Annotated in this window: 12 protein-coding genes; 1 reads left to right on the top strand and 11 read right to left on the bottom strand. The window is 50.5% G+C overall.

Annotated elements, in window-relative coordinates:
* Positions 1–75 precede the first annotated feature (75 nt).
* The gene (locus tag AZF00_RS04575) at positions 76–366 is read right to left on the bottom strand and encodes a hypothetical protein (RefSeq protein WP_008246306.1); all 291 of its coding nucleotides are present in this window, start codon (positions 364–366) and stop codon (positions 76–78) included.
* 279 nt (positions 367–645) lie between these two features.
* On the opposite strand from AZF00_RS04575, the gene AZF00_RS04570 reads away from it, so the two are divergent.
* The gene (locus tag AZF00_RS04570; RefSeq protein ID WP_008246305.1) at positions 646–1461 is read left to right on the top strand and encodes an enoyl-CoA hydratase-related protein; all 816 of its coding nucleotides are present in this window, start codon (positions 646–648) and stop codon (positions 1459–1461) included.
* 31 nt (positions 1462–1492) lie between these two features.
* Here AZF00_RS04570 and AZF00_RS04565 read toward each other — a convergent pair whose 3' ends face one another.
* The 10 genes from AZF00_RS04565 to AZF00_RS04520 all read right to left on the bottom strand — a co-directional run bounded on the left by AZF00_RS04565 (position 1493) and on the right by AZF00_RS04520 (position 12903).
* Positions 1493–3004: a SpoVR family protein gene (locus tag AZF00_RS04565; protein WP_008246304.1), complete on the bottom strand. Its 1512-nt coding sequence runs from the start codon at positions 3002–3004 to the stop codon at positions 1493–1495.
* Positions 3001–4227 (bottom strand): YeaH/YhbH family protein, encoded by a 1227-nt coding sequence (locus AZF00_RS04560; protein WP_008246302.1) that lies wholly within the window; start codon positions 4225–4227, stop codon positions 3001–3003. The genes AZF00_RS04565 and AZF00_RS04560 overlap by 4 nt, the downstream gene beginning before the upstream one ends.
* A 26-nt stretch (positions 4228–4253) precedes the next feature.
* A complete protein-coding gene (locus AZF00_RS04555) occupies positions 4254–6176 on the bottom strand; it encodes a PrkA family serine protein kinase (RefSeq protein WP_008246301.1) in 1923 nt (640 codons plus the stop codon).
* 591 nt (positions 6177–6767) lie between these two features.
* On the bottom strand, positions 6768–7472 hold the full coding sequence (locus AZF00_RS04550; RefSeq protein ID WP_008246299.1) for an SDR family NAD(P)-dependent oxidoreductase: 705 nt from the start codon (positions 7470–7472) through the stop codon (positions 6768–6770).
* Positions 7473–7563: 91 nt separating this feature from the next.
* Positions 7564–8061, bottom strand: coding sequence for a 6-pyruvoyl trahydropterin synthase family protein (locus AZF00_RS04545; protein ID WP_008246296.1), 498 nt, complete (start codon positions 8059–8061; stop codon positions 7564–7566).
* A gap of 108 nt (positions 8062–8169) precedes the next feature.
* Positions 8170–8685: a shikimate kinase gene (locus AZF00_RS04540; RefSeq protein WP_008246294.1), complete on the bottom strand. Its 516-nt coding sequence runs from the start codon at positions 8683–8685 to the stop codon at positions 8170–8172.
* 135 nt (positions 8686–8820) lie between these two features.
* The gene (gene mmsB / locus AZF00_RS04535; RefSeq protein ID WP_008246293.1) at positions 8821–9708 is read right to left on the bottom strand and encodes a 3-hydroxyisobutyrate dehydrogenase; all 888 of its coding nucleotides are present in this window, start codon (positions 9706–9708) and stop codon (positions 8821–8823) included.
* 125 nt (positions 9709–9833) lie between these two features.
* Positions 9834–10970: an enoyl-CoA hydratase/isomerase family protein gene (locus tag AZF00_RS04530; RefSeq protein ID WP_231856189.1), complete on the bottom strand. Its 1137-nt coding sequence runs from the start codon at positions 10968–10970 to the stop codon at positions 9834–9836.
* Positions 10955–11746, bottom strand: a complete 792-nt coding sequence (locus AZF00_RS04525; RefSeq protein WP_008246283.1) for an enoyl-CoA hydratase — start codon at positions 11744–11746, stop codon at positions 10955–10957. The genes AZF00_RS04530 and AZF00_RS04525 overlap by 16 nt, the downstream gene beginning before the upstream one ends.
* On the bottom strand, positions 11743–12903 hold the full coding sequence (locus AZF00_RS04520; RefSeq protein WP_008246273.1) for an acyl-CoA dehydrogenase family protein: 1161 nt from the start codon (positions 12901–12903) through the stop codon (positions 11743–11745). The genes AZF00_RS04525 and AZF00_RS04520 overlap by 4 nt, the downstream gene beginning before the upstream one ends.
* Positions 12904–12938 lie beyond the last annotated feature (35 nt).

The raw sequence follows: 12938 nt of genomic DNA, 5'->3' as shown, positions 1-12938 counted from the left end.
TCGCTTGCGCCAGGACGGCGCAGGGCAGTCCAAATTAGAACTATTTCAGTATTTTCACAAATATGTCACCAATTTTCACATTGCAGCATGTACAAGTAGCGGCTCAGCCATCACAAGTCTAGCCAGTGCATCTATCTCACCGCCAGCATCGCCGACAAATGATTTGCGAGGGCAGCCGCAAGCCATTAAATATTGCAAAATTTCATCTAAAGAGCACCTTTTCAGGGGCATCTCTTCATTTTCATAGATATTTAACACCCTTCCTTCTAGCGCAATTGCTGCCACATAAGCTCCACTAGGTAATAGACGGATAAATACCTGGGACAACGGCAAGGCAGCAAGCTGATCAGTAAATACTTTGCTCATAAATCACCTTTTATTCTTAATAGCACACAAGATACTTTTCGTAACATCCGGTGTTATGCTACGTAAAAACCAAATAAATCAATGCACGAAAAGTGGCCACCAAGCATGCAACATCACGTTTTACCGCTTAGCCATAAGGGTTAAAGCAAAAACAAGGCCAACCCCTAGCCACAAACGCTGCGATACAGACACTAAGATCGACTTCAGCTTTGATATACTGCGTGGCAGACAGAATTAAGCGACCTAATTTCCCAAAAACCGTCAAATGTGGAAACAAATATGAACCCAACACCTACACTCATAGACGCATCACTCTCCGTCAACGCTGGTTATGCCACTCTCCGCTTTGAACGCGACGACCTCCGCAACGCTCTCACCGGCACAAACCTGATCAACGATTTGTGCAACACCATTGCCTGGGCCAATGCCAACAAAGCGATTTCCACCCTGATTATTACGGGCGCAGGCAAAGCCTTCAGCTCGGGCGGCAATGTGAAAGAAATGCGCGACAAGCAGGGTATGTTTGGCGGCAGCCAAGCGGAAATCAGCGACAGCTACCGCAACGGTATCCAGCGCATATCCCGGGCTATGCACAGTGCAGAAATAGTAACCATCGCCGCGGTCAACGGGGCCGCGGTTGGTGCGGGCTTTGACTTATGCAGTATGGCCGATTTACGCATAGGTTGTGAACACACTCGTTTTGGCGAGACATTTATTAATCTAGGGATAATTCCCGGCGACGGAGGCGCGTGGTTTTTGCAGCGCTTAGTAGGCTACCAACGAGCGGCGGAACTTAGCTTTAGCGGCCGGATCATTGACAGCAAGGAAGCTTTAGAAATGGGGATATTACTCGAATGTGTCGCTAGCGAGGAATTAATGGCCACGGCAGAGGCTTACGCCCGAGATTATGCGACTAAGCCACCTTTAGCACTGCGACAAACCAAACGCCTAATGAAGCTGGCACAACGCCAAGAGTTAAGTGACTTTTTGGACGTCTGCGCCGATGTTCAGTCCCAATGTCACCACACCAAGGACCATCACCGCGCCGTTGACGCATTTGTGAATAAAACGACTGCACAATTTGAAGGAAACTAATACGAACTAAGACTAGCCATGCGGCTAGTCTTTAAACCGGCGAGACCTCGGTTTTATCAACAACGCCTTTGCCTTCTTCAAATACTTCCATGGTGACCTTAAAACCCCACAGGCGACTAAGATGCTTAAGGACTTCCGTGGCGTCGTCGGTAAGCGGCCGCTCCCGCAAGCGGTTATAACGCAATACCAAGGATCGGTCGCCCATGTGCTCGTAGCGCACAATTTGAATATCTGGCACTAAGACATCGCGATTATATTGTTTGGAGAGTAAGCGCCTCACCTCGCGGTAGCCTTCTTCATTGTGAATAGCCTCCACCCGCAAATGATCAGCCTTGTGCTCGTCGGCAATGGCGAACAAATGAAATTCACGGATCAACTTGGGGGATAAATACTGGGCAATAAAAGACTCATCTTTGTAATTGCGCATGGCAAAGTCCAGCACCTCGCGCCAGTCTTTATCGACAATATCTGGGAACCACTCTCGATCCTCCTCATCAGGCTCTTCACAGATGCGTCGAATATCGCGCATCATCGCAAAGCCCAATGCATAGGGATTTATGCCTGAATAGCCGGGGTGATCAAAACCAGGCTGCATCACCACATTGGTGTGAGACTGCAAAATTTCGAACATAAAGCCGTCATCCACCAGACCACGGTCGTACATGCTATTTAACAAGGTATAGTGCCAAAAGGTCGCCCAGCCCTCATTCATCACTTTAGTTAAACCCTGGGGGTAAAAATATTGGGCCAGCTTACGCACAATGCGCACAATCTCACGTTGCCAGGGTTCAAGTGTCGGCGAGTATTTTTCAATAAAATACAGCAGGTTTTCCTGAGGCTCAGGAGGGAATACTCGCTTTTTCTTTTTTGCACTTGCGCCGTCATCGGGCTTTTGTGGCACAGTGCGCCAAATATCGTCGTACTGTTTCCAGGCATGCTCTTCACGCTCATGCTGGCGCTGGAGCTCATCCTCAGCCGACAGTGGCGAGGGCCGATGAAAGCGGTCTACGCCGTGATCCATCAAGGCGTGGCAGGCGTCCAAGGTCTCTTCTACGCGATCTTCGCCGTAACGCTGCTCGCACTCAAAAATATACTTTCGAGCAAATACCATGTAATCGACAATGGCGTCGGCGCTGGTCCACTGCTTAAACAAGTAATTACCTTTAAAAAAGGAATTGTGTCCGTAGCAAGCGTGGGCAATTACCAGCGCCTGCATGGGCATGCTGTTATCTTCCATTAAATAGGCAATACAGGGGTCGGAGTTAATCACCAGCTCATAGGCTAAGCCACGCTGGCCGCGCCGGTAGGCTTCCTCGTTTTGAATAAACTCCTTGCCGTAACTCCAGTGCGCGTAGCTTATTGGCAAACCCACAGACGCGTAGGCGTCGAGCATTTGTTCCGAGGCAATCACCTCGATCTGATTGGGGTAGGTATCTAGGCCAAACTCTTTGGCGATAATGCCAATTTCTTTATCGTAGCGCTGCAACAGCTCAAAGTCCCAGTCGCCACCCCGCGATAACACGCTGTCTTTCAATGGCCTCATGCAGTCTCCCTCTGAAACAGCTCCCGCAACACTGGGTAAACATCCCCGCGATCCATCACCGTACTCATGGCAAAGGTGGCGTCGCGAATTTGGCTATACGCCGCCGCCAGCGGAGTAATACTGCTAGGGCTGTCGGGAATTTCGACGTAGGCGAAATACCTGCACAGGGGCAGAATATCTTTGCTGAGGCGCATCGCGCTACGCTGAGGGTCACTGCCAAAGGCATCGCCGTCGGAAACTTGCGCGCCGTAGATATTCCACTGACTCGGCGAGTAGCGATCTTCGAGGATTTCGATCATTAAATTGAGCGCAGACATCACCACGGTACCGCCAGTTTGGGGGTCGTGAAAAAACGCCTGCTCATCGACCTCCTCTGCATTGGAGGTGTGACGAATAAAGACCAGCTCGACGTGTTCGTATTTACGGCTAAGAAAAAGATAAAGCAAGGTGAAAAAGCGCTTGGCCAGGTCCTTCTTCTGTTCCGACATCGACGCCGACACGTCCATTAAGCAAAACATCACTGCACGGCTAATTGGCTTGGGTTCTTTTACGCGATGACGAAAACGCAGATCGTATTCGTCTAAAAATGGAATTCGCTCAATCCGCTTTTCCAGTGCCTCAATATCTTCAGCAGTGCCAGCTCCCGCTTTTAATTCGGCTAATTCACGATTCAACGGTGCGCGCAGGGCGATGCGTCTGGCCATGGCGTTTTGCAGGGAGCGCGGCACCGACAAATTTGCGGGCACCCCACTTGGCGTGTAACCCGCACGACGATAGGTAAACTGCTTTGAATCACCGAGCACATTACGCGCCAAGCGGGGCAGTTCAAGATCGTCAAAAAACAAGTTCATAAACTCTTCTTTAGAGAGTGTGAACATAAAGTTGTCTTGACCTTCCTCGCCCTGACCTTCGCCACTGCCAGAGCCGCCACCACCACCGCCACCAGAAGGCGGCTTGGCGATACGGTCACCGGTAGTGAACTCCCTATTGCCGGGATGTACCATTTCGCGGTCGCCACCGCGGCCAACGCGAAACTTTGGTTCGGAAATATCTTTAACCGGAATACCAACTTCGCCGCCCCGCGACATGTCGGTAATCGAGCGGTCGGCGACAATATCGGCGACCGATCTGCGCAGCTGCGCCTTGTAACGCCTGATAAAACGCTGGCGATTGCTGGCGTTTTTATTGCGATCATTCAGGCGGCGGTCAATGATCATTGACATATTACGCCCCTTTCATTGACTGAGTATTAACCCGATTTTCTAACCCGCAAATACCACTCGGACAACAGTCTGACCTGTTTCGGGGTATACCCCTTCTCAACCATACGCGTCACAAAGTTCTCGTGCTTCTGCTTGTCTTCAACTGAGGCTTTGGCATTGAAGGAAATAACGGGCAACAGCTCTTCGGTACTTGAGAACATTTTTTTCTCAATGACCTCACGCAATTTCTCGTAGCTAGTCCAGCTGGGATTGCGACCCTCGTTTTGCGCCCGCGCCCGCAATACAAAATTGACTATTTCGTTGCGGAAATCTTTAGGGTTGGCAATGCCCGCGGGTTTTTCAATTTTTTCCAATTCGCTATTTAAGGTGCCGCGATCAAAAATTGCACCGGTTTCTGGGTCGCGATAATCTTCGTCTTGAATCCAATAATCGGCAAAGGTCACGTAGCGATCAAAAATATTTTGACCGTACTCTGAGTACGATTCCAAATAAGCGGTTTGAATTTCCTTACCCACATACTCGGCGTAGCGCACTGCGAGCCAGCCCTTGATAAATTCTAGGTAAGTTCGCTGGGTGTCTTCCGGCAATTGCTCGCGAAGAATACGCTGCTCCAGCACATACATTAAGTGCACGGGGTTGGCGGCAATCTCGGCGTTATCGTAGTTAAATACCGCCGACAATACCTTAAAGGCAAAGCGGGTCGACATGCCGGTCATGCCCTCGTCGATGCCCGCGTAATCGCGATACTCTTGGAAGGATTTAGCAGCTGGATCGGTGTCTTTTAAGGATTCGCCATCATAGACCCGCATTTTAGAGTAAATACTGGAATTCTCTGGCTCCTTGAGCCGAGACAAAACCGTAAACTGGGCCAACATTTCCAGCGTTCCGGGTGCGCATGGCGCCTTAGACAAGGAACTGTGGCGCATCAATTTCTCGTAAATTTTGACCTCTTCGGACACCTGCAAACAATAGGGAACCTTAACGATATACACCCGATCAAGGAACGCCTCGTTGTGTTTGTCGTTTCTAAAAGTCAGCCACTCCGACTCATTAGAGTGAGCCAAAATAATCCCTTGGAAAGGGATCGCCGAGAAACCTTCAGTGCCCTTGTAATTGCCCTCTTGGGTAGCGGTTAACAGCGGGTGCAGCATTTTGATGGGCGCTTTGAACATCTCCACAAATTCAAGCAGACCTTGGTTGGCTAAACACAGACCACCGGAATAAGAGTAGGCATCGGGATCGTCTTGGGCATAAGCTTCAAGTTTACGAATATCTACCTTACCGACCAAGGTGGATATATCTTGGTTGTTCTCGTCACCGGGTTCGGTTTTTGTAACCGCAACCTGTTTCAAGACCGAAGGTTGAATTCGTACCACGCGGAATTTTGTTAAATCACCTTCGTATTCATCTAGGCGTTTAATTGCCCACGGCGAAGACAGGCCGGTGAGATAGCGCGTGGGAATACCGTATTCTTTTTCCAGTTGTTCGCCATCGCGCAGCGGGTCAAACAAACCCAGCGGCGACTCATTAATTGGCGAGCCTTTCAGCGCATAAATTGGCGCCGCTTCCATTAACTTTTTTAATCTTTCTGCGATGGAGGATTTACCGCCGCCAACGGGGCCCAGCAAATACAGAACCTGCTTGCGCTCCTCCAAACCTTGAGCTGCGTGTTTAAAGAACGCCACAATCTGCGCAATAACATCTTCGAGGCCATAAAACTCCTCAAAGGCTGGGTAGCGGGGAATAAGACGATTAGAAAAAATACGGGATAAACGCGGGTCTTTGCGGGTGTCAATAAGCTCTGGCTCGCCGATGGCGGCCAACATACGCTCCGCAGGGGTTGCGTAAGCAAGTGGGTCCTGACGACAGAGGTCTAAATAGGCCTCAAGGGACATTTCTTCTTCACGCCCCTTCAGGTATTGCTCACGAACATTGTCTAATATGCCCATCTTTGCAATCTCCTTCTGTGCTGTGCTGCGGCGCCAAAAAACTCCACGACAAGGATATTTTAAACGCCCTTTATGTGTGCAAGCATCTTTACTGTACTCCGTTACGAGATGACCATCCAGTTGGATTATCAATAATTTACGGAATAAATCTAAAAAAATATTTGCTCGTACACGAAACTTTTAAACATTCTAGTGACAGCAAAATCATGGTGCGAATTAGCGCACACCACCATCTTGGATACTACCTATCTGCCGAGGGTTTATGCCTAAAGCGCTTCAACAATATTTATGCAGACAAATACATAAACTTAAAGTAAATCGCTCACTAAAGATTAAGCAAGATTGCGGCCATCACAAAATATTGCGGATCATAAGAGAAACATTAGCGAGCATGCCCCCGCGTGGCGGTGCGTTAATAATCGCGGCACGGGTGAGCGACAGTCGCTATTCAAGCGGACTGACCGTGTTTAGGAGCGGATTTGAAATTGCCCAGTGAGGGGAATAAATCGAAAGGGTGCGACACTGAAATCAGCAATATCGCCCCATTATAATGCAGAAAATAAGGAGCCAAAAAAATGGCGAAAAAGCCGATTAGCGTTCAATTTGCCCGAGGTTAGCGTGAATAACACTACCGTTAATAACCGGACTGCTTGCACAGAACCAAATTGTTGCGGCAATTTCAGCAGGGTCAATCAAACGCCCAAAACTGACCATGCCAGTGATGCCCGCCAACACCGCCGGATCATCACCGAGCATGCCTCTTAACATGCCGGTATCAGTGAAACCTGGGCAAATACACGCGCTATGAATTCCGGAGCCGATCAAATCCTGAGTCGTTGCCCGCATTAAACCAATAACCCCGTGCTTGCTGGCAATATAGGAAGCACAGCCCGCCACAGCCTTCTCACTCAAGGTTGAGCCCATATAAAGAATTGCGGAACCCGGCTTCATTAGCGGTATCAGTAGCGCGTTTAACTGCTGCGGCGCCACTAGGTTGACCTGCAATACCTGCCGAAAGTTTTCAGCGGCCAAATTACCGACGCTATCGCCGTCATGGCGGGCGGCATTGTGCAGCAACACCACCTGATCGGCATCCTCGGCAATGGCTGCCAGCTCTGCGCCACAACTTTGCAACCAATCTGCTTGCTGCATATCGACACAGATCTGTTCCGCACCTTCTAAAGCGATACCTCTGCGCGATAGGTTAACAATTCGGTAGCCCTCAGCCTGGAATCGCTGCGCCGTAGCGTAGCCAATACCTTGGCTGCCGCCACTGACAATCAATACTTTCTTCATTTTTCATTCCCAGTTGCCAAACTTAGTGTTCTGAACTGCCCTTGACCTGAGCTTGGTCTAATGCAGCTATGCCACTGCAGCATCGTCGCTGCTAATCCCGACTCCAGCTCGCCGAGCCCCATTGACCGGGACCTGAAGAGACTTTCATGATTAACTCACGAATTTCATTGCCCTCAATAAACGGCGCGTCACGCAGTAAGAGCTCTAATAGATAGCGGGCGAATTCCTCAACAGTGGTATTGCGCACTGGCAGGACCAAGGTATCTGAGATTAGAAAGGGAATTTCCTCGCCATTGAACTCAGCAATGTATTGCGCACCCTCAGTGCGAATCTGCATAAACGGTGACGCTGCGGGCAGCAAGGTGTACTCATCGAGCTGGGCACAGAGCTTACGCAAGCGGGTTTTAATCTCCACATAACTAAAACACATGCCATTGTCACCCACATCGGCGGTTAACAATAAACTGACCTTGAAATTATGGCCGTGCAGACGCTCCCGCTCGGTGGCGGAAAAAATGGTGAAATGCGCACCGGAAAACTTCAAGTCTTCTTTGCTGATTTCAATACAGGTATAGGCTTTTACAGGCATTAGGGGTGGGGGTCCTTCTCGTTATTTTGGCAGTTCTGTGCCTTAAATCTATTTCCCTAGCTTAACGTACTCACCGCGCTCTTTGCACTCTCAGTGGCCTGCATATTCTTAGAAGGTCTTTAACGCCGTCTCAACCTCTGCCAGTAGGGTCAATTCATCCAGGTTAGCGCCATCAATGACAATATCGGCATACTGTCTATAGAGCGGCAGGCGCTCGGCGTAGACCTCAGCCAAACTTGAGCCTGACGGCCCGGCAATACCGCGACTATCAAGGTTCTGCACCCGACGAAGAATCTCGTCTAGGGGAATATCCAAAAATACACAGGGGCCAAAGCGCTTCAAATGGGCCATGGCCTCGGCGCTGTATACAGCGCTACCACCGGTGGCGACAATCTGGCCGGTGAAGCAGTGATTGATCAAGACCTGCGCTTCGATCTCACGCAGCGCTAAATAGCCGCGCTGATCAAGTATCGCCTGCAATGTTAAGCCTTCACGCTGCTCAATAAGGCGATCGGTATCAATCAAAGGCATGCTGCGTTGGCTTGCAAGGCGAACACCAATGGTCGATTTACCCGCCCCGGGCATACCGATAAGAATAATTGCCGTTCCAGCATCAAAAGCCATAATTCACGCTACTCAACATAAACACTAGCCTACCTTGCCACAAAGTCCGGGCAATGGCGCCACACGCAAATAAAAAAGGCAGCTAACGCCTGAGCGCTAGCTGCCTTTTTTATTTAGCAAAGCGCGTGTAGCGCACTATTCAGACTGAAACATTTCCAAAATAGCGGAGAAATCGCGCTGGGCATTACCTTTTTGAGAGAACGAGGAGTACAGACTGCGCGCCAGTGACCCCATTGGCACCGCGCTTTGCGTAACCAAGCTATTTTCCATGGCTAGTCCCAAATCCTTAAGCATGAGCTGCACCATAAAGCCGGGCTTATAGTCATTTGACGCTGGCGCGGTAGGCATAACGTCCGGGTAGGGATTGTAGTTTTCTAGCGACCAGTTCTTACCAGAGCTGTTGAGCATGATCTCTGACAATACCTTAGGATCTAGGCCATTGTTTGCACCCAATTGCAGTGCTTCTGCGGTGCCTATCATGTGTACTGCAAGGAGCATATTATTGCAGATTTTAGCGATCTGACCGGCGCCGTGATCCCCAGCAAGAAAAATATTTTTCCCCATGCCCTCAAGGACTTTTTTGCCCCGTTCAAAAGCCGCTGTATCGCCACCACACATAAAGGCCAGCGTGCCAGCCTGCGCGGCCTTAACGCCACCAGATACCGGGGCATCCAGCATTTGCAAACCCTGCGCCGTTGCTGCCTCGCCAACCTTGCGGGCGGTTTCAGCATCGATAGTGCTGCAATCCATAAACAAAGTACCGGTGCTCGCCTTCGCGATCAAACCTTCGTCACCAAGGTATAGGCCAGCCACATGCTTGCCCGCAGGTAACATGGTTATCACGGTATCAGCGCCAGCGAGCGCGTCCAATGCCGTGGCCGCTTTGCTGGCTCCCTGGGCAACAACCGCATCCATCGCGGCGTCCACCAAGTCAAAAACCGTGACCTGATGGCCAGCTTTAACCAGATTGGCAGCCATTGGCCCGCCCATATTCCCTAAACCAATAAACGCTATATTCGCCATGACACTTACCTATTTATTAGATTGCTGACGGCCCAGTGGCCACCTCAAGATTAAAAAATGGAACGGCCTAGGCCGCCCCAAAACCATTGCCTAGTTATTCATTTTGCTACTGACCATGGATTCACCTATAAATCAGCCAGTGGGTTCTCTGCCCAGGGCGCGGTAAAATGATGATCGATTAAAGACTGCGGCACCTCGGCTGGCGATGCATGCTGCCAGGCGGGGTTTTTGTCTTTGTCTATTAACAGCGCGCGCACACCTTCAGCAAACTCGGGCTGACGAATAATCGTGGTTGATAGCAATGCCTCGGCCTGAAAGGCCGCTTTCAAACTCAAGCCCTTACAGCGGCGAATTTGCTCGGCAATCAAGCGCGCACTCAGCGGCGAGCCTGACGCCAAGGTCGCGGCAGCTTTCTGAACCCAGGGATTTTCAGACTGTGCAGCAATAATGCTATTGATCACCGCAAGATCGTCGTCACCAGCGCAGATCTGCTCAATCTCTAGCGCTGCGGCCTCAACGTTTCCTGCAGGTAGCGCGGCTTTCGAGCGAGCAACGAAGCCAGCCATCAAATCAAAAACACGCTCTTGGTTATCGGCAACACCGGTAGACCACGCCACGTCGGTTAAGGCGTTCAATACCTCTCCAGCGTACTCGTGTTCAATAAAGCCCTCAGCCAAACCGAGATACAGCGCATCCGCCGCATTAAACGAGGCGCCAGTTAAGGCCAAGAACAAACCAGCTTTACCCGGCATGCGGTTCAAAAAATAACTACCGCCAACATCGGGGTATAAGCCAATGGTGATCTCAGGCATGGCCAAACGGGTTTTTTCGGTAACAACCCGATAGCTACCCGCCGCAAACACGCCCATACCACCGCCCATAACAATACCGTGGCCCCAAACAATGACCGGCTTGTCGAATTGGTGCAGCAAATAGTCAACGCGGTATTCCTGTTCAAAAAACGCTTCTGCGTATTCACAGGGGCCACCGGGCTGCTCGACGGATGACTTATATAAAGCCTGAACATCGCCACCGGCACACAGGGCTTTTTGCCCAGCGCCATGAATAAACACACAGGCAATATCACTGCGCTCGCGCCATTCCCGGAGCTTGACCAACATCAGCTCAACCATATTCAGCGTGAGTGAATTCAAGGTCTTTTCGACATTCAGGGTAATAACACCCACCGCAGGACCACTCGCCGAGCGACGCTCTTCAAATAGAACTTCTTCAATATGCGCCACCATTACGCGTTCTTCCACGCTGGGCTGCGCTTTTCAAGAAAGGCATTCACACCTTCCTTTTGATCTAAAGTGTCGAATAACTGAATAAAGCGCTCGCGCTCAAGCAGCAAACCCTGAGGCATAACCGCTTCGCGAGGCTTGTGAATCAGTTCTTTGCAGAAGGTCACGGAAACTGGGCTTTGCTGGGCAACCTGCGCCGCCAAGGCCAGTGCCGCTGCTTTAGCCGTACCGGATTCAACAACTTCCTCAACCAAACCAAGACTCAGCGCTTTATCTGCTTTAATACGCTCCCCGCACAAAATAATGCGCTTAGCCCAACCTGGGCCAACCAAGGCGGTCAAACGCTGAGTACCGCCGGCGCAGGGCAGCAAACCCACTTTCGCTTCTGGCAGCGCCATTTGGGCATGAGCTTCTGCAATACGAATATCGCAGGCTAAAGCACATTCCAAACCGCCACCCATGGCAAAGCCATTGATCGCCGCAATTGAAACACCGCGGAAATCAGCAAGTGCCTCAAAGGCTTGGCCAAATTTTAAACCAATGTCTTGGGCAACCGCTTTGTCGCCGCTGGCAAACATTTTTAAATCGGCGCCCGCTGAGAAGAATTTCTCGCCAGCGCCAGTAATCACTAGGCTGTAAATATTTTTGTCGGCATTTAAATTGGCGATCAGCTCGCGCATACCACTTAAAGATTCAGCATCCCAAGTATTTGCACCTGGGTTGTCGATGGTAATCAAAGCTGTATGGTCAATGATCTCTACTTTTAGTTTTTCTGTGGGACTGTAGTTGCTCACTTAATCACCTCCAAGGCGCCATCTATTAATAAACGTCGGCCAATAATGACCCGCATAATTTCATTGGTCCCTTCCAGAATCTGATGCACGCGACTGTCGCGAACATGGCGTTCTAGTGGGTACTCCTTAATGTAACCGTAACCACCATGCAATTGCAGGGCGTCATTGCAAATTGTGAAGCATACATCTGTCGCAAAGCGTTTTGCCATGGCGCAATAGGTACTGGCTTCCGGGTCGCCGCTATCGAGTTTAAACGCCGCCAAGCGCACCATCTGCCGCGCAGCCACCAGATCGGTGGTCATATCAGCCAATTTAAACTGGGTGTTCTGAAAGTCGGCAATCGCCTGACCAAACTGTTTACGCTCTTTTACGTATTCAATGGTCGCTTCCAGCGCGGCCTGAGCGGTGCCAATTGAGCAGGTGGCGATGTTGATACGGCCGCCATCCAAGCCTTTCATGGCAATTTTAAAACCTTGGCCTTCGCTGCCCAGCATATTCGCCGCCGGAACCACCACGTCTTCGAAGCTCACGGTGCGAGTCGGCTGGCTATTCCAGCCCATTTTCTCTTCTTTCTTGCCGTAGCTTATACCCGGAGCATCCGCCGGAATCGCAAAGGCACTAATACCTTTAGGGCCGTCGGCGCCGGTGCGCAACATCACCACCAGCAAGTCGGTTGAGCCCGCGCCAGAGATAAACATTTTGCTGCCGTTAACAATATAGTTATCGCCATCGGCGCGGGCGGTGCTACGCAAGCTACCTGCATCGGAACCGGCGCTGGGCTCTGTTAAGCAATAAGACGCGAGCTTTTCACCCATCACCAAATCGCCACACCACTGCTCTATTAAAGCCGGTTTGCCGTAGGTGCCGACCATACTGGTCGCCATATTGTGAATGGTCAAAAACGCCGCGGTAGAAGTGCAGCCCCGCGCCAATTCTTCAACAATGACGCTGGTATCCAAGCGGCTCATACCCAAACCACCCGCGTCTTCAGGGGTATACATACCCATAAAGCCTAATTCACCGGCCTGCTTTAGCGCATCTTTGGGGAAAATGTGTTCAGCGTCCCACTGGGCCGCATTCGGCTTAAATATGCCGTCGGCAAATGACCGCGCACTTTCGGCGAACGCTTTTTGATCGTCGGAAAGGTTAAAGTCCATAGGGTTCTCTTTGTTATTTAATCATCAATAAAAAC

The sequence above is a fragment of the Zhongshania aliphaticivorans genome (assembly GCF_001586255.1).
Classification (GTDB): Bacteria; Pseudomonadota; Gammaproteobacteria; order Pseudomonadales; family Spongiibacteraceae; genus Spongiibacter; species Spongiibacter aliphaticivorans.
This window is presented reverse-complemented; position numbering and strand designations above follow the sequence as displayed.